This is a genomic window from Actinomadura coerulea (assembly GCF_014208105.1).
GTDB classification, from domain to species: Bacteria; Actinomycetota; Actinomycetes; order Streptosporangiales; family Streptosporangiaceae; genus Spirillospora; species Spirillospora coerulea.
Map to the genome: position 1 here is coordinate 1,100,697 of NZ_JACHMQ010000001.1, position 19,092 is coordinate 1,119,788.

Consider the following 19,092-nt stretch of genomic DNA (forward strand, 5'->3'; position numbering starts at 1 on the left):
GCGGATCACGCTCTTCTCCGACGAGGTGAGCCGCATGGGCTGGGATCACATCACCAAGGCCGGGCGCCGGGGCCTCCCGCCGAACCTGGACGACTACGAGAAGGTCTACGAGCGCTTCGGCTGGGACGAGGCGCGAGCGAGGTGGGGCTATGTACTCCGATCGGCAGGACGCGGGACGGCAACTCGTCGCCAACCTGAGGCGGTGCACGGGTGGGGACGCCCGGGTCCTGGGCCTGCACGGGGGCGGAGTCCCGGTGGCGGCCGAGGCCGCCGCACGGCTCGGATGCGCGCTGGACGTGCTCGTCGTGCGCGAGCTCGTCGTCCCGGGGCCTCCCCGCGTCCTGGTGGGCGCGGTGGCGGAGGGGCCGGCGCTTGTCCTGGACGAGGAGGCCGCCCGGCGCGCCGGTGCCGGGGACGCGCGGCTGGAGGAGCTGGAGCGGGACGCCCGCGTCGAGGCGCGGGCGCTCGGGCTCCGGCTGCGCGGGCGGCGGCCCGGCCTCCCGCTGGCCGGCCGCGACGTCATCGTCGTCGACGACGGCGTGGCCGGCCGCCTCGCCGCCGAGGCCGCGTGCCGCGACGCCCGGGCCCGGGGCGCCGGCCGGGTCGTCTTCGCCGTGCCCGCGGCGTCGCCCGCCACGGTCGACCATCTGTGGACCGTCGCCGAGGAAGTGGTGTGCCCGCTCTCGCCGACGTTCTTCGTCACCGCGAGCGACTTCTACCTGGACTTCCCGCCGGTCTCCGAGGTCGAGGCCGGCGGGCTGCTCGAACGGGCGTCCGAGCGCACCGCGTGAGCGCGTTCCGCTCCGGCAGCGGGGCCGCTGGTGTCGGTGACCTATACGGTCATCCACCGGTGCCGCTGCCCGGTGCTCATCGCGCGGCCCGCCTGACGGCCGCCCGGCGGGGCGGGCCTCGCGGGCCTCACGCCGCCCAGGTCTCCAGCGCGAGCAGGTCGCGCATCGACACCATGCCCACCAGCCGGCCGTGGTCGTCCACCGGCAGGTGGCGGATGCCCGCCTCCAGCATCCGGCGCGCGACGTCCCCCGCGTCCTCGTCCAGCGCGGCGGTCTCCACGCGCGCCGAGGCGTAGCCCGCCGCCTCCTCCGCGGCCGGGTCGGGCGACGAGGCGAGGGCCCCGGCGAGGTCGCGCTCGGTGATGATCCCGGCGACCCTGTCGCCGTCGAGCACCGCCAGCGCGCCGACCTTCCTCTCGATCATGCGCCGCGCGACGTCGGCGAGCGGCTCGTCGGCCCGGCAGGCGAAGACCGTCGGCCGGTAAACGTTGCTGACCAGCATGTTCCCTCCCCGTTGGATCGATGGTTCCAGCCGTCCGGACGGGTGCCCGGACGCCCGCGCCCTCCTCAGCCCGTGCCGCCGCGCGCCGAGGCCCCCGCGGTCTCGGCCGGCCCGCGCCGCCCGGCGCCGTGGGCGGGCACCACCACCACCGGGGAGGGCGCCTCCTGCAGCGCGGCCTGGGTCACGGGCCCCAGCAGCGTCTGGGGCCCCGAGCCGATTCCGCGCGCGCCCAGCACCAGCAGCGCCGCGCCTCGGGCCGCGCCGATCAGGGCCTGCCGCGGAGTGTCGACCACGAACTCGGTCTCCAGCGACACCCGCGGGTACCGGCTGCGCCAGGGGGCGACGTCCTCCTCGAACCGCGCCATCGCCTCGCGCCGGATCATCTCGGGATCGCTGAAGGGGACGCGGTCCGGCCCGCGGAACGCGGCCGGGTCCCACCAGCTGCACACGGCCGTCACCGACGCGCCGCGCAGCGCGGCCTCCTCGAAGGCGAAGCCGATGGCCGACTCGCCGCCCGTGGAGCCGTCCACGCCCACCACGAGCCGCTCGCGACCGCGGGGGGAGGACGGCGGGTCCGGGCGGACGACGACGACCGGGCGGTCGGCGTGGGACGCCACCTGGACCGCGGTGGACCCGACCGACAGGCCCTCGAACCCGCCGTGCCCACGCGAGCCGAGCACGACCAGGGAGGCGTCGCGCGACGCCTCCAGCAGCACGGCCGAGGCCCACCCCCGCTCCAGGCGCCAGCGGACCTCCAGGCCCTCGGCGAGGCCGTGGGCCTTGCGCACGCCCTCGTCCGCCACGATCGCGCCCGCCCCGCGCAGGACCTCCAGCGTGTCGTTGTCCGGCTGGCGCAGCGGATAGGGCCAGTGCCAGGCATGGCAGACGGTGAGGGGCAGGCGCCGGAGCCGGGCCTCCCGAACCCCCCAGCGGAGCGCGTCGTCCGCGACGGGCGACCCGTCGTATCCGACCAGGACGGTCCCAGTCCTCTCATGATCGTTCATGGCCGATCCCTCCCCCTGTCGGTGAGTTCAGCCTCCCTCGGGCGGAGAGGCGCGGGCAGGGGCCGCTGTCCCTGGTTCCAGGGCCGAAGGTCCCTCCGACCGGCCTCACAAATGCGAACAGAACCGACAAAATGCCTGCAAATCCGCGCCTCGCGGGCGTGGATCGAGGCGCGGTCCGGGGAATGGTTCCGTTTGTACCGTTGGCTCCCCGTGCAGAGGGCAGAGGGATGACCCATCCGTCACCTGCGCTCAGGCGCGAGCAAGGAGCGCGTGATGCGCAGTGCATCGCCCACGACCTGGCCGACCAGATCACACGCCGACTGTTCGGCATCGGCCTGGAACTGCACGGCGCCCTGGCCCGGATCCAGGATCCCCATGCGGCCGAGCGCGTTCTGGCGGCTCTGACCGGGATGGACGACGCCATCGACGACCTGCGCCGTGTCGTCTTCGACCTGCACGCCGCCGCCCGGGACCAGGGCGCCCCCGACCGCTGAGCCCGCGCCCGCCCGGCGGTCGGTTACGTTGGAGCGGTGCGCGCACGAGACCTCGCCGTCGAGTACCCGACCGTCACGCCGGACAGCGATGCGCTGGACGCGGCCCGGCTGGTGGCCGAGCACCGGCTCGCCGGGCTGATCGTGGTCGACCCCGGGCGCCGGCCCGTCGCGGTGATCCCCGCTTCGCAGCTGCTGCGGTCCATCATCCCGCCGCACGTCCGCGACGACCCCGCCCTGGCCCGGGTCTACGACGAGCGGCACGCCGACATGCTGTGCGCCAGGCTCGGTGAGAAGAGCGTCGCCGACCTGCTCGGCGAGGATCGCAAGGCGCTGCCCGTCGTCGACGCCGACGCCACCGTCATGGAGATCGCCAGCGTCATGGCGGCCGACCGCAGCCCCGTCGTCGCGGTGAGCGGCGAGGCCGACCGCACCGACGCGCCGATGATCGGCGTCATCACCGTCGCCCACCTCCTCGACCGGCTCCTGCCCGACCGGCCGCCGGGCTGAGCCGCCGAGCCCCCGCCGGCGGCTCCGCGCCGGTGCTCAGCGCAGGGTGAGCGGGGTCTCGGACTCGACGCGGGTCAGCTTCTCGGGATTGCGGACGTAGTAGAGGCCGGTGATGCGGGCGCCTTCGACACTGACCGCCAGAACGCCGTCGAGCTCGCCGTCCAGCCGCATGAGGAGCGCCGGGTTGCCGTTGACCATGGTCTGGTCGACGGTGACCGTGTTCGGCACCCTTCCGGTGCCGCCGATGATGTAGCGGGCCACCTTCCCGGCCCCGGTGACCGGCCGGAGCGCCGCCTGCTTGAGGCCGCCGCCGTCGCCCACCATCACGACGTCGGGGGCGAGCACGTCGAGGAGCCCCTGGAGGTCGCCGGTGTCGAGCGCGCGCCGGAACGACTCCAGGACCGCCCGGGTCTCGCTCTGCGAGACCGCCTCGCGGGGACGGCGGGCGTCGACGTGCCGGCGGGCGCGGTGGGCGATCTGTCGGACGGCCGCGGGGCTCTTGCCGACCGCGGCCGCGATCTCCCCGTAGCCGACGTCGAAGACCTCGCGCAGCACGAAGACGGCGCGTTCGGTGGGCGCCAGCGTCTCCAGGACGAGCATCAGCGCCATCGACATGTTCTCGGCGAGCTCGACGTCCTCGGCCACGTCGGGCGAGGTGAGCAGCGGCTCGGGCAGCCAGGGGCCCACGTAGGACTCCTTGCGGCGCGTCATCGTGCGCAACCGGTTGAGCGCCTGCCGGGTCGTGATACGGACCAGGTAGGCGCGCCGGTCGCGCACCTGCCCCAGGTCGACCTTCACCCACCGCAGCCAGGTCTCCTGGAGGACGTCCTCGGCGTCGGCGGCGGAACCGAGCATCTCGTAGGCGACGGTGAACAGCAGGTTGCGGTGGGTGACGAAGTCCTCGGTCGCCGGATCGGCGGCGTGGTCGCTCACGGATTCATCCTTTCCCGCGCGGGTCGTCCACAGGACACCGCGGGCGGCCCGTCCGTGACACGGGCGCGCGTGTGCTCCGTCACAGCCGCGCGTGCGGCCGCCTCAGCGGACGGGCTGCCCGGAACCGGACGCCGGACGCGCGGCGGGGTGCGTGTGCCGCATGCCCCGCGAGCGGTACACGATATACGGCCTGGCCAGGTACCCGTCGTTCACGCCCTTGGACGTCATGCCGTCGCGCTCGGCGACCGGGCAGAGCGCGGCGATCGTGCGCACGTGCGCGGCCGCCGCGATCACCAGGGCCTCGTCCCAGCCGATCCGCACCAGGCCGCCCTTGCCGCGCGCCCGCCGGCGGCGCCGCCGGCGCGACCGTCAGTGGAGGCGGTGGTGGAGGGGCGCGGCGAGTTCGGCCGTGCTCAGCGTCAGCGCGACGGTGTAGTCGATCAGGTGGTCGCGATCGACGTCCAGGCCGCCGCGGAACCAGGTGGTGAACAGCTCCCAGAGCCCGGCCGTGAGCGTCAGGCCGGTCAGCTCCACGTCGGCGTCGGAGAGCGGGACCTGGTCGAGGGTCTCGTGGGTCTGGACGGCGAAGATCGCGGCCATGGTCCGGATGATCTCGATCCGCCGGCGCTGGAGCAGGGGGGAGGACGGGAAGGCGTGGGTGAGGATGTGGGCCCGGCGCGGGTCGGTGGTCAGGAAGTCGAAGACGGCGGTGACCACGGCGCGGGTGCGGGCCTGCGGATGGCGGGGCGCCCGGCGGGCGGCGGACAGGATCACGTCGGTGCCCTGGGCGACCTGGTCGTCGACGATCGCGAGGAGGAGGGTGTCGCGGTCCGTGAAGTTCTCGTAGAAGTAGCGGTCGTTGAGGCCGGCCTCGGCGCACACCTTCCGCACGGTCGTGGCGGCCCATCCCTGGGTGCCCAGCAGTTCCAGCCCGGCGGCCAGCAGCGCGGCCCGGCGGCGGGCCCGGCGCTCGTCTGCGGGCACGCCGCCGTAGGGGCGCGCGCGGGGGTTCCGGGACGTCACAGCCCCGATTGTGCCGCATCCCTTGACTTCCTCCGCAAATCTGGAGACCGTACACACCAGATATTTCTGGTGCGCGACTTCACCAGAAACTCGGTCACGACGAGACGGGAGCGTGAGGCCGGTGGCCACGGAGATCCCCCCGCAGCCGGCACTGGCGGACATCGACCTGAGCGACCTGCGGTTCTGGGCCCGCCCGCTGGAGGAGCGGGCGCGGGCGTTCGCGCTGCTGCGCGCCCAGCCGGGTCCGGTGTTCTTCACCCTGCCCAAGCTCCCCTTCCTCCGGCAGAGCCCGGGGTCCTGGGCGCTGGTCCACCACGCCGACGTGACGGAGGCCAGCCGCCACCCGGAGGTGTTCAGCAGCGAGCCGAGCGCCACCAGCCCGGCCGACATGCCGCGCTGGATGGACGGCTACTTCAACTCGATGATCGACATGGACGATCCGCGGCACGCCAAGATCCGCCGGATCGTCTCCCGGGCGTTCAGCCCCAGGATGCTCGCCAAGGCCGAGGACGACATCGCCCGGCGGGCCGCCCGGATCGTGGACGAGCTGGTCGAGGCCGGCGGCGGCGACTTCGTGTCCGGGGCGGCGGCGCGGCTGCCGGTCGAGGTCATCTGCGACATGCTGGGCATCCCCGCCCGGCACCACCGGCGGGTCGTGGAGCTGACCAACATCATCGTCGGCTACAGCGACCCCGAGTACGTGGGCGCCACCATCGAGTACAGGGACGGCGCCGCGAAACCGGGCCGGCTCGGCACGCTGCGCATGCTGGGCACGGTGGCGTCGGCGGGGTGGCGGCTGCACCGGCTGGCGGCCCGGCTCGGACGGGAGCGCAGGGCGGTCCCCACCGGCGACCTGACCTCGGCGCTGGTGAACGCCAACGTCGACGGCGAACGGCTGACCCCGCGCGAGTTCGCCACGTTCTTCCTGCTGCTGGTGGTGGCCGGGAACGAGACCACCCGCAACGCGATCGCGCACGGCCTGAAGCTGTTCACCGAGCATCCCGACCAGCGCGAACTGCTGCTGGCCGACTTCGACGGACGCATCGCCGGGGCCGTCGAGGAGATCGTTCGCTTCAGCAGCCCGGTCATCTTCATGCGGCGCAACCTCACCCGCGACCACGAGATGAACGGCCACACCTTCCGCGAGGGCGACCGGGTGACGCTGTTCTACTGGTCCGCCAACCGCGACGAGGCGGTCTTCGCCGACCCCGACCGCTTCGACATCACGCGCTCGCCCAACCCGCACGTCGGGTTCGGCGGCCCCGGCCCGCACTTCTGCCTGGGCGCCAACCTGGCACGGCGAGAGATCACCGTGATGTTCCGCGAGCTGTTCACCCGCCTGCCCGACATCGCCGCGGGAGAGCCCGACCGGCTCATGTCCGGCTTCATCAACGGCTACAAGCGCCTGCCCTGCACCTTCACCCCTCCGCGGACCACGCGCTGAAAGGCCGGTGCGCGGTTCAGTGCTGGCCGGGCACGGGCGGCCGCCCTGGGCGCTCCACCTCGTCCCGCCCGTCTTCCCGGGAGTCGGCGGGGCCGGCGGGCGCCGGGACCTCCTGCTTCCGGCGTGCGCCCGGCCGGGTGCGGGACGGCCGGATGCCGCGCCAGCGGATGAAGGGTTCGACGCCGCGGGCGATCAGCGGCCCGGCGATGGCCAGCATCAGCACGTAGGCGGCGGCCAGCGGCCCGAGCCGGGGATTGATGCCGTCCGACACCGCCAGCCCGGCGATGACGATGTTGAACTCGCCGCGCGGGACCAGCGCCGCTCCGGCGCGCAGGCGCCCGCGGGAGGCCACGCCCGCCCGGCGGGCGGCCAGCCAGCCCGAGGCGAGCTTGGTGGCGATCCCGGCCACGGCGAGCAGCGCGGCCACGCCCAGCACGGGAGGCAGCTGGCCGGGATCGGTGTGCAGGCCGAAGAACACGAAGAACACCGCGGCGAACAGGTCCCGCAGCGGGGCCAGCAGCTCGCGCGCTGTGTGGGCCAGCGGGCCCGACAGGGCGATGCCGACCAGGAACGCCCCGACCGCCGCCGACACCTGCAGCTGCTGGGCCAGGCCGGCGACCAGCAGGGTCAGGCCCAGCACCTTCAGCAGCAGCACCTCGTCGGTCGGGCTGGCCACGAACCGCTCCACCAGCCGGCCGTGCCGCAGCGCGATGAACAGGATCAGGGTGATGGTGGCGGCGGCGATGCCGAGCGTGGTCGCCCCGGCGACCAGCGAGGCCCCGGCGAGAAGCGCGGTGAGGATCGGCAGGTAGGCGGCCATCGCGAGGTCCTCGAAGACGAGGATCGACAGCACCGCCGGGGTCTCCCGGTTGCCCAGCCACCCGAGGTCGCCCATGACCTTCGCGGTGATCCCGGACGAGGTGACGTAGGTGATGCCGCCGAGCGCCACCGCGGCCACCGGCCCCCAGTCCAGGATCAGCGCCACCGCCACACCCGGAGCGGCGTTCAGCACCAGGTCCGCAAGTCCTGCCGGGGCCGAGGTGCGCAGCGTTCCGACCAGTTCGCCCGCGGTGTACTCCAGCCCGAGGGTGAACAGGAGCAGGATGACCCCCACCTCGGCGCCGAGCGAGACGAACTCCTCGCTGGCGCCGAACGGCAGGATGCCGCCCGAACCGAAGGCCAGCCCGGCCACCAGGTACAGGGGGATCGGCGAGATGGAGAAGCGGACCGCCACCGCGCCCAGCAGGCCCAGCGCCAGGACGATCGCCCCTAGTTCGATCAGTTGTGTGGCAGCGTGCATGGTCCTCTCACCCGCCGTGCAGGATGGTCGCGACGGCGGCGGTGCCCTCGTCGGTGCCGACCACCACCACGACGTCCTCGGCGCGGAACTGAAAGTCGGGGCGCGGGCTGGCGATGACCTCGCCGTCGCGCACCACCGCCACGATCGAGGCGCCGGAGCGGGTGCGGGCCCGGGTGTCGCCCAGCCGGCGGCCCGCGAACGGCGAGGCGGCGGTCAGCAGGATCTGCTCGGTGACCAGCCCCTCGACCTGCCGGTTGAGCTCGGCCAGCCGCTCCACCACCCGGCCGGTGCCGAGCAGCTCGGCCAGGGCGTTGGCCTCCTCGTCCGCCAGCGCCACCGACACCACGCAGGTGTCGGGGTCGTCCTTGTCGTAGATGACCAGGTCGCGGCGGCCCGTGCGGTGCGACACCACTCCGATCTGGCGCCCGCGCCCGGTGGTGAACACGTGCCGCAGCCCGATCCCCGGCAGCGATGTCCGCTCGACGTCCATGACCCTCTCCCGCCTTCTCCATGATCTTCTCGGCCGCCCGAAGCGCGCCCCGGCATGCCCGCGTGCCGGCCCCGGCCGTCCTTGATCGCCGTCCTTGGGGTTTTGGACACGATTTCAAAACCGACCGGAACACGACCCTAGGCGAAACCCACCCATGTGAGCGCACCCGCGGGGGCGCTGCCGGCGGGCGCGAGGGCACTACTGCCCGACCTGCGTCCGGTGCCGGCGCAGAGCGGGGTTGAGGAGGCCGACGGAGACGACCGCGGCCGCCGCGGCCAGGCCGCCCGCCAGGAGGGCCAGGGGCGCGGAGGTCGCGGACGCGAGCAGCCCTCCGCGGAAGTTGCCGATCTCGGGGCCGGCGACGCCGATGACGTGCTCGACCGAGGAGACCCGCCCCCGGAACCGGTCGGGGGTCTCGACCTGGATCAGGGCGCCGCGGGTGATCACGGCCACGGTGTCGGCCGCCCCGGCCGCCGCCAGGCAGGACAGCGCGAGCCAGAGAGGCCCGGCCAGGCCGAAGCCGGCGAGGGCCAGGCCCCAGGCCGCGGCCGCGACGAGCTGGACCGCGGCGCGGCGGCGGAGCCGGGTGACCGTCCCCGAGAACAGGCCGGCGCCGAGCCCGCCGACCGCGATCGCGGACAGGAACAGTCCCAGCGTCCGGGGATCGCCGCCGAACCGGAGCTCGTTGACCATGGGGAAGGTCGCGACGGGCATGGCCAGGACGGTGGCGGCGAGGTCGACGCCGAAGGACCCCCACAGGAGCGGGTGCCGCAGGACGATCCGCCAGCCTCCGGGGAGCGGCCCGCGGCGCTCTTCTCCCGCCGGCCGCTGATCCTCGCCGCGCCGCACGGGCACCGCGGGCAACCGGATCACGGCGACCAGCGACGCGGCGGTGGCCAGGGCCTGGACCGCGTACGCGGCGGGGTGGCCCCACCGCGCGAGCACGAGCCCGGCGACGGCCGGTCCGATCAGCAGGGACGCCTGGAACGCGACGCTCTGCAGGACGAGCCCAGCGGCGACCTGGTCGGAGGGCAGCAGGCGGACGGGGAAGGTGCGCCGGGCGGGCGCGCCGAGCGCCGCGCACCCGGACTCGGCGGCGACCAGGGCCAGCAGCAGCGGCACCGACCGGGCCCCGGCGGCGGCCTGCGCCATCAGGCCCAGGGCCGCCAGCGCCTGGCCTCCGGTGGCCGCGCGGACGAGGCTCCGGCGGTCGACGGCGTCGGCCAGCGATCCGCCGACCAGGCCGAGGACGAGCATCGGCACACCCGTGGCCAGCCCGATGGCCCCGGTCCACAGCGGGCTGCGGGTCAGTTCCCAGACCTGCTGCAGGACGGCGACGACGGCGATCTGACGGCCGATCGAGGCGAGCGACGACCCGACCCACAGGTCGCGGAACGGCCGGCTCCCGCGCAGCGGGCGGACGTCGATGAGCCCTTCCCGTAGGGCCACGGCTACGGCTCGGCGGGGGCGTCATGCGCCCGGGCGGCGGAATCGGGAGGCGCGGCGTCGAGGTGGGAGAGGATCCGGTCCTTCATCGGCCGCCGGGCCAGCGCGCGCTCCAGTTCGGTGACGACGGCGCTGAGCGGATGCGGCACCTCGTCGTCGAGTTCGGCGACCGCCGCCTCGGTCGCGCGCCACTCGGCCTCCAGGAACGGCACCAGGGCGCGGCCGCGGTCGGTCAGGGTGACGCGCCGTGTGCGCGCGTCGGCGCCCGGCTCGGAATCCACCAGCCCCTCTCGGCGCATGGCGGCGATCGTCTGGCTCATCGCCGAGTGGGAGCGGTCCAGCGAGGCGGCCAGTTCGCGGATCGTCAGCGGGCCGGTGTGCGCGAGCCGGATCAGGGGGTAGGCGAAGCGGGGGCGGACCCCCCGGATGCCTCGCTCGGTGTACAGGGACTCGATCTGGGCGTCCAGGCCGGCCAGCAGGGTGTGCAGCGCATGCCACCGCCCCGGTGCGGCGGTCGGGTCCGAAGATGTCACAGCGCTAATATAACAGCGCTAATACGTGTCCCGGCCTCCGGAACACGCTCAGCGGGGCTGTGATGGGTAGGAGAGCAGGCAAGGAACACGAGACCCCAGGGGCCGTCTGCGATGAGCTCACCATCCGAAATCGACACCACCGTGCCGCATTCGGCCAGGATCTGGAACTTCCTGCTGGGCGGTACCGACAACTACCCCGTCGACCGGCAGGCCGGAGAAAGGATCTTCGCGGTCTTCCCCGGGATGGTCGCCATGGCCCGGCAGTCCCGGCGGATGCTGCGGCGGGTCGTGCGCCACCTGGCGGGGGAGGCGGGCGTCCGCCAGTTCCTGGACATCGGGACCGGGCTGCCCACCATGGACAACACCCACGAGATCGCCCAGCGGCTCGCGCCGGCCTCCCGGATCGTCTACGTCGACAACGACCCGCTGGTGCTGACGCACGCCCGGAAGCTGCTGACCAGCACGTCCGAAGGCGCCACCGACTACATCGAGGCCGACGTCCGCGAGCCCGAGGCCATCCTCGCCGAAGCCGCCCGCACCCTCGACTACGACCAGCCGGTCGCGCTCATGCTCATGGGCATCCTCGGGCTGGTGAGCGACTACGACGAGGCCCGTTCGATCGTCGACAGGCTCATGGCGGCCCTGCCGTCCGGCAGCTACCTGGCCGTCTACGACGGCACCGACAGCGACCCCGCCTACACCGCGGCCATCCGGACCTACAACTCCGCCAGCGGCGCCGTCTCCTACATCCCCCGCGCGCAGGAGCAGATCGCCGGCTACTTCGACGGCCTGGAGCTGCTGGAGCCCGGCGTCGTGCCGGTGACGCGCTGGCGGCCCGACCCCGGCCAGGAGGACGTCCCCGAGGTGTCCTGCTCAGGAGGACTGGCCCGCAAGCCCTGAACCGCCGCGTCATCCGCGGGACGGCCCCGCCCCTGCTCCTCGCGGGCGAAAATGTGGCCATCTCATGGGATGCCATGCATTTCATTAAAGAATGGACTCGCATATCGCCGGGGTACCGGCAATGCGGGGGGCCCGACGTGATCGTGTGTTCAGATGAACGCGGAAGAGAGATCGCTTCGGACCTGCGTGAGGAGTCAACGGCATGAGGCATCGGGGAGCTTGCGTCACGGCGGCGGTCGGTGTCGCCGCGGCCGTCGCGTCGTTCGGGCACGCGTCGGCGGCGGACCGTCGTCCGGGACCGCTGCTGGTCCGCGAATCGTTCACCGGGGCCACCGCGGACTCGCGCTTCATCGGGTACGGGGCGGCCTGCCTGACGGGCGCGCCGCGAGGGAACCCCCCGGCGGAGGCCGCGAACCATCCGCTCGCGGGCTGCCGCCGGGACCCGGTCGGCCCCGTGCCGCCGGGCGGCGCCGCGCCGCGCGGATATCTCCAGCTCACCGACGCCCATGTCGAAGCGACCGGCGCCGCGCTGTTCGACTCGCCGATTCCCGCGCGAGGCGGCCTGGAGATCACCTTCGAACAATGGCAGTACGGCAACACCACGCGGGCTCCGGCCGACGGGATCTCGTTCTTCCTGACCGACGGCGCCCGGAGCCTCACCACGCCGGGCGCGTTCGGAGGAAGCCTCGGCTACGCCCAGAAACTCCCGGGCGGCAGGGCCGGCGGGCAGTTCGTCCCCGGAGTCGACGGCGGGTACCTCGGCATCGGGCTCGACGTGCTCGGGGACTACTTCGGCGACGGTGAAGGGCGCGGAAGCGGCTGCGAGCGGCGCTCCCCGGCCGGGACGGCGTTCCGTCCGCCCGCCCCCGGCCCCAACGTCGTGACGGCGCGCGGCCCGGGGAACGGCACGACCGGATACTGCCTGCTCGCCGCGACGACCAAGAACAAGACGACCAGGGGCCCCTGGCGGTCGTCGCTTCCGGGACGGCTCCACGGCGACCTCAAGAAGATGCCCGCCGACGTCACGCCGAGCCGGGCCGAGAGGCTGCTCGAACCGGTGAAGCGAGTCGTCCGCGTGGCGGTGTCGCCCGGATCGAATCCGGTGGCGACGGTCGACATCGACTTCCGGGACGGCGCCGGCTTCAAGCGGGTGCTGAAGTTCACCCCTCCCGCGCCCGTCCCGAACACCGTCAGGTTCGGCTTCGCCGCGTCCACGGGTCCGCTCACCGACGTGCAGCTCATCCGCCGCGTCACCGTCCGCTCCCAGCGCGGCTGAGAGGAACGGCGGCCCGCGGCTCGGCGGGCCGCCCGGCGGCGAGCAGGACTCCGGCACCGCCGAGCGCGAGGCCGCCGATCACCAGGGGGTGCAGCGCCTGGCCGGTGACCAGCCAGGCCAGCACGGCCGTCACCGAGGGGGTGAGGAAGAACACCGTGCTCACCCGGGTCGCCGACGAGCGCGACAGCATCCAGTTGAGCAGCAGGAACGCCGCGATGGAGTTGACGAGGACCATCCACGCCACCGACCCGCCGAACGCCGTCCAGTCCGACACGCGCGGGGTCTCCAGGACCAGGCTGAGCGGTCCCACGGCCGCCGCGCCGACGAGGACCTGCGTGGCGGTCCCGGTTCTGACGTCCATCACGGGGACGAAGCGCTTCTGGTAGAGGGTCCCGAGGCTGAGTCCGCCGAGGCCCGCCAGGCACAGCGGGATGCCCCAGGCCGACAGGCTGACCCGGTCGGCGACCGCGAGCACCACCCCCGCCGCGCCGAGGGCGAAGCCCAGGGCCTGCCGCCGGGTGACGGTCTCGCCCAGCAGCCGGGCCGCCAACGCGATCACCACCGGGTTGAGGCCCTGGACGAGCGAGATCACGGCCGCCGGGTAGTGCAGGGCGAGGGCGGTGTAGAAGCAGCCGAACTGCACCGCCTGGACGAGCAGCCCCGTGACGGCGACGTGCGCCAGCGCCCGCCCGCGCGGCCATCGGGCCCCCGCGAGGAGGGCGTACGCGGCGAGCAGCGCCCCGGCGACGGCGAACCGCGCGAACATCAGGAGCAGGGGCGGGGCCGCCCCGACGCCGGGGACGCCCGCGACGAACGCGCTGCTCCACAGAACGGTGAACATCGCGGGCGCGAGCACCGCGCCCGCCCGCGTCCCGCGGCGGCCGCCCCTGTCCGGGGCGGGGGCGGCGGGCTCGCGAGCGCCGGTCGGCGGGGGAGGGGCGGGCGTCCCCGGCTTCATCGAGGGTCCTTCCGTTGCGAAGCGGGCAGGCGCGACCGGCCCGCCCCGCCGCATGGCGGCGCGGGTGGGCGGGCCGGCGCGTCGGCCGGAGGGAGAGGGGTCAGGACGCGCGCAGGGCGGACCTGCGCAGATCCCACAGGGCGTCGTCGGAGGTGCAGACGCCCGCGGCGCCGTGGCGCAGCGCCTCGGTGACGTCCGCCTCCTCCTGGACGAAGCCGGCGGCGAGGTACGGGACGCCGAGCTCCCGGGCCTCGCGCTCCACGTAGCGCAGCATGACCGCCGGCATGAGCTGGACGAGGTCCGGGTGGGACCGTCCGATGGACTGCACGCTGCGGTGCAGGTTCGACCGGTCCGTGACGAAGACCTTCTGCATGGTCAGCAGGCCCAGCCCGCCCGCGCGCTCGATGATCGCCGCGCGGGTGGAGCAGACGCCGATCGCCCCGATCCCCTTGAGGTAGGTCAGGGCGCCCGGATCGTGCCCGAGGCCCGGCGTCGAGTCCATGTTCACGAAGACGATCTTGCGCGCGGCGAGCGTCGCCGCCACCGTGGCCTCCAGCTCCCCGAGCGGGACGGACGCGAGGATGCCGAGCGGCGCCGACCGGGAGGCGAACCGGCCGGCCATGGCCACCCCGACGATCGAGGCCATCACCGGGTGCTCGGCCAGCGCGGCCAGCAGCCGCCGATCAACGGGACGTTTAGGACGAAGACCCATTAACTCACCCTATTTACGCTCAGAGGTCCTCGGAGAACCCGGGCAGGCCCAGCTTCCCCGGGTTCATGATCCCGTTCGGGTCGAGGGCCCGCTTGACCGCCGCCAGGGTGCCGAAGCCGCTGCCCAGCGCGGGCCGCACGTAGGGGGACCGGAGCAGGCCCACGCCGTGGTGGTGGCTGATCGCGGCCCCGTGCCGGATGAGCACGTCGTTGGCGGCGTCCCAGGCGGCCCGGTACCACTCCCGCCGGCGGGAGCGTTCCACGTCGCCGCGCAGGGAGAAGTACAGGCAGGCCCCGTCGGTGTAGGCGTGGGACTGGTGCGCCGAGGCGCGCAGCGTCCCCGGAACGGACTCCACGGCCGCGATCACCTCGTCGTAGAGGGCCGTGAGCGACGACCACGGCGCCGCGATCTCGCAGGTGTCGGCGACGAAGCCGGGCCCCTTGGCGAACCCGTCGCCCGACTTGCCCACGATCATCCGCTCGTCCAGCCAGCGCGCCAGGACGGCGTCGCCGTCCAGCGTCACCGGGGCGCGGCCCGCGCAGACCTCCTCGGCCACGGCCATCGCCGCGTCCACCAGCGCCGGGTCGCCCTCATCGGCGATCAGCAGCAGGTTGGTGTCCGGCTCACCGAAGTGGGTGCCGCTCTCGTGCGCGTCGTACAGGCGCAGCACCGCCGGGGTCGCGCCGCGCTGGAGGATCTCCCGGCAGGCGTCCAGCCCGTCGGAGAAGGTGGCGAACCCGTACGCCAGGCCCGACGCGTACGCCGGCAGCCGGTGCGTCCGCAGCCGCAGCCGGGTGATCACGCCGAGCGTGCCCTCCGAGCCGATGAACAGCTGCCGCAGGTCGGGACCCACCGCCGCCCGGGGATGGGTCCCGAAGCTCGCGGACGAGCCGTCGGGCAGGACCACGTCCAGCCCCACGACCATGTCCTCGATCTTGCCGTACCGGGTGGAGAGCTGGCCCGCGCCGCGGCAGGCCGCCCAGCCGCCGACCGTGGAGATCGCGAACGCCGACGGCCAGTGCCCCGCGGTGGCGCCGTGGACCTCCTGGAGCTCCTTCTCGAACAGGTCGCCGAACATCCCCGCCTGCACCTCGACGATCATCGATTCGGCGTCGAAGGACAGGATCCGGTCGAGCCGGCAGACGTCCAGCACGACCCCGCCGAACACCGGGAGCGCCGCGCCGAGGACGTTGCTGCGTCCCGCCGACACCGTCAGCGGGACGCGGTGCGCGGCGCAGATCCGGACCACGGCGGCCACCTGCTCCTCGTCGGCCGCCTCGACGACCACCGCGTCGGGGGTGGCCGGGCGGCCGTCGGTCTCGCCGATGGACGTGCCCGCCCACCAGTCGCGGGTCCGCCGGACCACCTCGTCCCGGCCGGTGTGCACGGCGGTCGCGGCCGCGCGCAGCTCGGCGAGGACCGCCTCGGGCACCGGGACCGCGCCCTCCTGGAGGCTCGCCTCGCCGCCGCCGGGCGGGCAGTCGGCCGCCCAGCGCGGCGGCGTGGGCGCCCCGACGACGTAGTCCCCGCGGTTGAAGGGGTGGGTGATGGTCTGCCTGCTGATCAACTGTTCTCCTCCATCAGTACGGTCCGCTCCCGCTCGACGCCGGAGACGTAGTCCTCGATCTGCCGCCCGGCCTCCTCGTCGGACAGCCCCAGCTCCCGCTGCAGCAGCCGCGCGACCTCCGGGGCCGCCTTGACCGACAGGTCACGGGCGAACAGCCGCATCCGGGTGCGGCGCGACAGCACGTCGTCGACGGTCCGCGCCAGCTCGCACCGGGCCGCGTACACCACCTCGGCCCGCAGGTGGCCGCCCCCCTCGACGACCGGCTCGGCCAGGGAGGGGTCCTCGGCGATGAGATCGGCGACGAAGCGGGCCTCGGTGCCGTACCGCTCGCCGAGGTGCGCGCCCAGCCCGCCGGTCGCCGACGTGGCCTCCGCGTCGTAGCCCGCCCCGCCGAGCAGCGGGAGGTGGACGGTCCGGCAGCGCGCCCTGCGGCCGAGCTCCCTCAGCGCCTCGTCCACGACCAGCTCGCCCATGTGCCGGCTGGTGGTGAGCTTGCCGCCGGTGACGGTGACCAGCCCGTGGGCGTCGGTGGCGATCCGGTGGTCGCGGCTCATGTCGAGGGTGGCGCCCTCCTTGCCGCCGACGAGCGGGCGCAGCCCGGCGATCGATCCGACGACGTCGTCCGCGCCCAGTCCGGCGTCGAACGCGGTGTTGGCGCCGTCGAGGAGGTACTGCATCTCCTCCCGCGTGCACAGCACCTCGTCCAGCGGCCCGTCGTAGTCGGTGTCGGTCGTGCCGACCACGACCACGTCGCCCCAGCGGGTGCACGTGGCGCGGCGGGCCCGCCCGGGGACGGGCACCGTCACGGTCCCGTCGATCGGCAGCCGCTTCCACGGCACCACGATGTGCACGCCCTTGGCGGGGCGGACGCGCGGCCGGTGGCCGGAATCCGACAGCGCGTCGAGCGTGTCGGACCAGACCCCCGTCGCGTTGACGACCACCCCGGCGCGCACGTCGACGTCGCGGCCGTCGATCCGGACGGTGGCGCCGCGCACGCGCCCGTCCTCGCGGATCAGGGCGCGGCAGGCGGCGCCGTTGAGGACGGTCGCGCCGAAGTGCGCGGCGGTCCGCGCGATGGTCAGGGTGAGGCGGGCGTCGTCGGTGCGGCTGTCGTAGTAGAGCAGGCCGCCCCTGAGCCGGTCGGCGCGCAGCCGGGGGGCGCGGACGAGGACCTCCGGCACCGTGAGCCGCCGGTGGAGCCGCCCGATGCGCCACCCGCCCGCCAGGTCGTAGGTCCACAGCAGACCCTCGAACGCCTTCGCGACCCGCGGGTCGAAAACGCCGTCCTGGGTGAGCACCGGGAACACGAAGGGGAGCCGCTGCACCAGATGGGGGGCGTTGCGGCGCAGCCGCTGCCGCTCCAGCAGGGAGCGCCGCACCAGCGGCAGGTTGCCCTGCTCGATGTAGCGCAGGCCGCCGTGCACCATCTTCGAGGACTTGGAGGACGTGCCCGAGGCGAAGTCGTCCCGTTCCACGAGAGCGACCCGCAGCCCCCGGCTGACGGCGTCCAGCGCCGTGTAGCAGCCGGTGACGCCGCCGCCGACGACGAGCACGTCGAACCGCTGGGCGGCGAGCCGTTCGGCCTGCGTGCCGCGGTCCAGCGCCAGCGGAGTGCGGCGGATCGCGTTCCTCGTCTCTGACCTCGCCTTGCGTTCGGTAAGCCGGATCACGACGTCGATTCCTTCGTTGAGTGGTCGGGGATATGGCGGGCCAGCAGGTCGCGCCACGCGGCGCGGGCCTCCCGGCGGTCGCCGTCGGGGAGCGAGGGCTCGAACACCGGAGCGGTGCCGAGCCCGGCGACCGCCGAGGCGAGATCGGGCCACAGTCCCGCGCGCACGCCGCCGAGGTAGGCGGCGCCGCGCAGGCTGGCGGTCTCGTGGGCGAGGGCGCGGCGCACCGGCCGCCCGATCAGGTCCGCCTGGGCGGACATCAGGACGTCGCTGGCCGCGAGACCGCCGCCGCAGACGAGGTCGGTGACGGGCCGCCCCATGGCCTCCTCCACGCCTTCCAGCAGGTCGCACACCGAGTGCGCGAATCCGTCGAGGACGCCCCGCGCGAGCTCCGCCCGGGTGGTGGACAGGCTCAGCCCGGCGAGGAGCCCGGTGGCCTCCGGCGCCCAGACCGGCGTGCGCAGTCCCGCGAGCGCGGGCACGAACCGCACGCGGGACGGCCCCGAGTGCTCCGCGGCCAGTTCGGCCAGCCGCCGGGGCGACTCGAACAACCCGATCTCCTCGCAGAGCCAGCGCACGGCGGAGCCGGTCGTCGCGGCGTACCCCTCCAGGCTGAACAGCGGCACGCCCCGCGAGCGCCAGGCGACCAGCGTGAGCACGCCGGGCACCCGGTCGCGGTGGCCGGGCGGCCGGTCGCCCGCGACCGCGTCCAGGAAGGTGCCCGTGCCGTGCACGCACATCGCCTGGCCGGGCCGGTGCGCGCCGAGCGCGACCATCGCCGCGTGCTGGTCGCCCATGACCGACAGGATCGGCAGCCGCACCCCGAGGACGGACGGGTCGGTGAAACCGAAGTCCCCGTCCTCGTCCACGACGGACGGCAGGATGTCGGGCGGGCACCCGAGGAAGTCCGCCCAGGGCCCGTACCAGCCGCCGGTCCGCAGGTCGTAGGCGCCGGCGGCGACCGCGTTCGTCGCGGACATGACGTGCCGGGCGCCGCGGGTGAGCTTCCAGACCAGCCAGGTGTCGATCGACCCGAACACCAGCCGGCCGCGCTCGTGCGCCCGCCGCGCCTCCCGGTTCCGGGCGACCTCCTCCGCCGCCCACAGCAGCGGGGCGCGGGACCCGACCGGCCGCCCGGTGCCCTCGGCGAGGCGCTCGTCCCAGTCCGGCTCCCACTCCCGCAGCCGTTCGGCGTAGCGGCGGTCCTGCCACACCACGGCGGGACTGAGCGGCTCCCCGGTCACCGCGTCCCACAGCAGCACGGTCGCGCGCTGGGTGGAGACCGACACCCCCGTGATCTCCACCCGGTCCGCGGCCGCCCGCTCCAGGGCCGTCCGGCAGACCCGGACGGTGTTCGCCCAGATCTCCGCCCCGTCCTGCTCCACGCGCAGGTGGTCGGGGGAGCGCACCGAGATCGGCAGGTACGCGGCCGGTGCCGCGCCGCCGTCGTCGAGGACGACGGCGGCGCGGGTACCGGTGGTGCCCTCGTCGATGCTCAGCACGCCGCGCCGGCGCTCTCTGATCATCTGTTGAACATTCCTC

Annotated in this window: 20 protein-coding genes; 6 read left to right on the plus strand and 14 right to left on the minus strand. The window is 74.3% G+C overall.

The window, feature by feature from the left end:
* Positions 1-149: 149 nt before the first annotated feature.
* The gene (locus BKA00_RS05245) at positions 150-791 is read left to right on the plus strand and encodes a phosphoribosyltransferase (protein WP_185023835.1); all 642 of its coding nucleotides are present in this window, start codon (positions 150-152) and stop codon (positions 789-791) included.
* A 127-nt stretch (positions 792-918) separates the two neighbouring features.
* On the opposite strand, the gene BKA00_RS05250 is transcribed toward BKA00_RS05245, so the two are convergent.
* Positions 919-1,293: a CBS domain-containing protein gene (locus tag BKA00_RS05250; protein WP_185023836.1), complete on the minus strand. Its 375-nt coding sequence runs from the start codon at positions 1,291-1,293 to the stop codon at positions 919-921.
* Between the two features lie 65 nt (positions 1,294-1,358).
* Positions 1,359-2,297 carry a universal stress protein gene (locus BKA00_RS05255; protein ID WP_185023837.1) on the minus strand — a complete coding sequence of 313 codons (939 nt, stop codon included), beginning with the start codon at positions 2,295-2,297 and terminating at the stop codon, positions 1,359-1,361.
* Between the two features lie 227 nt (positions 2,298-2,524).
* On the opposite strand from BKA00_RS05255, the gene BKA00_RS05260 reads away from it, so the two are divergent.
* Entirely contained in the window at positions 2,525-2,791 is a 267-nt protein-coding gene (locus BKA00_RS05260) for a histidine kinase (RefSeq protein ID WP_185023838.1), read from the plus strand.
* Positions 2,792-2,827: 36 nt separating this feature from the next.
* Positions 2,828-3,298: a CBS domain-containing protein gene (locus tag BKA00_RS40270; protein ID WP_185023839.1), complete on the plus strand. Its 471-nt coding sequence runs from the start codon at positions 2,828-2,830 to the stop codon at positions 3,296-3,298.
* A gap of 36 nt (positions 3,299-3,334) precedes the next feature.
* Here the strand turns inward: BKA00_RS40270 and BKA00_RS05270 are convergent, their stop codons facing one another.
* From BKA00_RS05270 to BKA00_RS05280, 3 genes are all read right to left on the minus strand, one after another.
* Positions 3,335-4,231, minus strand: coding sequence for an RNA polymerase sigma-70 factor (locus BKA00_RS05270; RefSeq protein WP_185023840.1), 897 nt, complete (start codon positions 4,229-4,231; stop codon positions 3,335-3,337).
* A gap of 102 nt (positions 4,232-4,333) precedes the next feature.
* On the minus strand, positions 4,334-4,552 hold the full coding sequence (locus tag BKA00_RS05275; RefSeq protein ID WP_185023841.1) for a hypothetical protein: 219 nt from the start codon (positions 4,550-4,552) through the stop codon (positions 4,334-4,336).
* 48 nt (positions 4,553-4,600) lie between these two features.
* Positions 4,601-5,254 (minus strand): TetR/AcrR family transcriptional regulator, encoded by a 654-nt coding sequence (locus BKA00_RS05280; RefSeq protein WP_185023842.1) that lies wholly within the window; start codon positions 5,252-5,254, stop codon positions 4,601-4,603.
* A gap of 121 nt (positions 5,255-5,375) precedes the next feature.
* Here BKA00_RS05280 and BKA00_RS05285 point away from each other — a divergent pair, with 121 nt between their 5' ends.
* Positions 5,376-6,698: a cytochrome P450 gene (locus BKA00_RS05285; protein WP_230298941.1), complete on the plus strand. Its 1,323-nt coding sequence runs from the start codon at positions 5,376-5,378 to the stop codon at positions 6,696-6,698.
* Between the two features lie 16 nt (positions 6,699-6,714).
* Here the strand turns inward: BKA00_RS05285 and BKA00_RS05290 are convergent, their stop codons facing one another.
* The 4 genes from BKA00_RS05290 to BKA00_RS05305 form a co-directional block, all read right to left on the minus strand.
* Positions 6,715-7,998, minus strand: a complete 1,284-nt coding sequence (locus tag BKA00_RS05290) for a cation:proton antiporter (RefSeq protein ID WP_185023843.1) — start codon at positions 7,996-7,998, stop codon at positions 6,715-6,717.
* Positions 7,999-8,005: 7 nt separating this feature from the next.
* The gene (locus BKA00_RS05295) at positions 8,006-8,488 is read right to left on the minus strand and encodes a cation:proton antiporter regulatory subunit (RefSeq protein ID WP_185023844.1); all 483 of its coding nucleotides are present in this window, start codon (positions 8,486-8,488) and stop codon (positions 8,006-8,008) included.
* A gap of 198 nt (positions 8,489-8,686) precedes the next feature.
* Positions 8,687-9,937: an MFS transporter gene (locus BKA00_RS05300; RefSeq protein WP_185023845.1), complete on the minus strand. Its 1,251-nt coding sequence runs from the start codon at positions 9,935-9,937 to the stop codon at positions 8,687-8,689.
* A 2-nt stretch (positions 9,938-9,939) separates the two neighbouring features.
* Complete coding sequence (locus tag BKA00_RS05305; RefSeq protein ID WP_185023846.1) at positions 9,940-10,467, minus strand: MarR family winged helix-turn-helix transcriptional regulator; 528 nt, start codon at positions 10,465-10,467, stop codon at positions 9,940-9,942.
* A gap of 111 nt (positions 10,468-10,578) precedes the next feature.
* Here BKA00_RS05305 and BKA00_RS05310 point away from each other — a divergent pair, with 111 nt between their 5' ends.
* Positions 10,579-11,367 carry an SAM-dependent methyltransferase gene (locus tag BKA00_RS05310; RefSeq protein WP_185023847.1) on the plus strand — a complete coding sequence of 263 codons (789 nt, stop codon included), beginning with the start codon at positions 10,579-10,581 and terminating at the stop codon, positions 11,365-11,367.
* 202 nt (positions 11,368-11,569) lie between these two features.
* Positions 11,570-12,643, plus strand: a complete 1,074-nt coding sequence (locus BKA00_RS05315) for an L-type lectin family protein (protein WP_185023848.1) — start codon at positions 11,570-11,572, stop codon at positions 12,641-12,643.
* Here the strand turns inward: BKA00_RS05315 and BKA00_RS05320 are convergent.
* From BKA00_RS05320 to BKA00_RS05340, 5 genes are all read right to left on the minus strand, one after another.
* Positions 12,618-13,601 carry a DMT family transporter gene (locus tag BKA00_RS05320; RefSeq protein ID WP_185023849.1) on the minus strand — a complete coding sequence of 328 codons (984 nt, stop codon included), beginning with the start codon at positions 13,599-13,601 and terminating at the stop codon, positions 12,618-12,620. The genes BKA00_RS05315 and BKA00_RS05320 overlap by 26 nt on opposite strands.
* Positions 13,602-13,701: 100 nt before the next feature.
* Positions 13,702-14,313: a glycerol-3-phosphate responsive antiterminator gene (locus BKA00_RS05325; RefSeq protein WP_185023850.1), complete on the minus strand. Its 612-nt coding sequence runs from the start codon at positions 14,311-14,313 to the stop codon at positions 13,702-13,704.
* A 19-nt stretch (positions 14,314-14,332) separates the two neighbouring features.
* Positions 14,333-15,880 carry an FAD-binding oxidoreductase gene (locus BKA00_RS05330; RefSeq protein ID WP_185023851.1) on the minus strand — a complete coding sequence of 516 codons (1,548 nt, stop codon included), beginning with the start codon at positions 15,878-15,880 and terminating at the stop codon, positions 14,333-14,335.
* Positions 15,877-17,550 carry a glycerol-3-phosphate dehydrogenase/oxidase gene (locus BKA00_RS05335; RefSeq protein ID WP_185023852.1) on the minus strand — a complete coding sequence of 558 codons (1,674 nt, stop codon included), beginning with the start codon at positions 17,548-17,550 and terminating at the stop codon, positions 15,877-15,879. Before BKA00_RS05335 ends, BKA00_RS05330 begins: the two co-directional genes overlap by 4 nt.
* On the minus strand, positions 17,547-19,076 hold the full coding sequence (locus BKA00_RS05340) for an FGGY family carbohydrate kinase (protein WP_185023853.1): 1,530 nt from the start codon (positions 19,074-19,076) through the stop codon (positions 17,547-17,549). Before BKA00_RS05340 ends, BKA00_RS05335 begins: the two co-directional genes overlap by 4 nt.
* Between the last annotated feature and the right edge of the window lie 16 nt (positions 19,077-19,092).

Bases quoted from the DNA above. Each gene is read 5' to 3' on its own strand.
- BKA00_RS05290 (WP_185023843.1), bottom strand. From the start codon at position 7,998: ATGCACGCTGCCACACAACTGATCGAACTAGGGGCGATCGTCCTGGCG.
- BKA00_RS05255 (WP_185023837.1), bottom strand. From the start codon at position 2,297: ATGAACGATCATGAGAGGACTGGGACCGTCCTGGTCGGATACGACGGG.
- BKA00_RS05250 (WP_185023836.1), bottom strand. From the start codon at position 1,293: ATGCTGGTCAGCAACGTTTACCGGCCGACGGTCTTCGCCTGCCGGGCC.
- BKA00_RS05245 (WP_185023835.1), top strand. From the start codon at position 150: ATGTACTCCGATCGGCAGGACGCGGGACGGCAACTCGTCGCCAACCTG.
- BKA00_RS05315 (WP_185023848.1), top strand. From the start codon at position 11,570: ATGAGGCATCGGGGAGCTTGCGTCACGGCGGCGGTCGGTGTCGCCGCG.
- BKA00_RS05340 (WP_185023853.1), bottom strand. From the start codon at position 19,076: ATGATCAGAGAGCGCCGGCGCGGCGTGCTGAGCATCGACGAGGGCACC.
- BKA00_RS05295 (WP_185023844.1), bottom strand. From the start codon at position 8,488: ATGGACGTCGAGCGGACATCGCTGCCGGGGATCGGGCTGCGGCACGTG.
- BKA00_RS05325 (WP_185023850.1), bottom strand. From the start codon at position 14,313: ATGGGTCTTCGTCCTAAACGTCCCGTTGATCGGCGGCTGCTGGCCGCG.
- BKA00_RS05260 (WP_185023838.1), top strand. From the start codon at position 2,525: ATGACCCATCCGTCACCTGCGCTCAGGCGCGAGCAAGGAGCGCGTGAT.
- BKA00_RS05320 (WP_185023849.1), bottom strand. From the start codon at position 13,601: ATGAAGCCGGGGACGCCCGCCCCTCCCCCGCCGACCGGCGCTCGCGAG.
- BKA00_RS05310 (WP_185023847.1), top strand. From the start codon at position 10,579: ATGAGCTCACCATCCGAAATCGACACCACCGTGCCGCATTCGGCCAGG.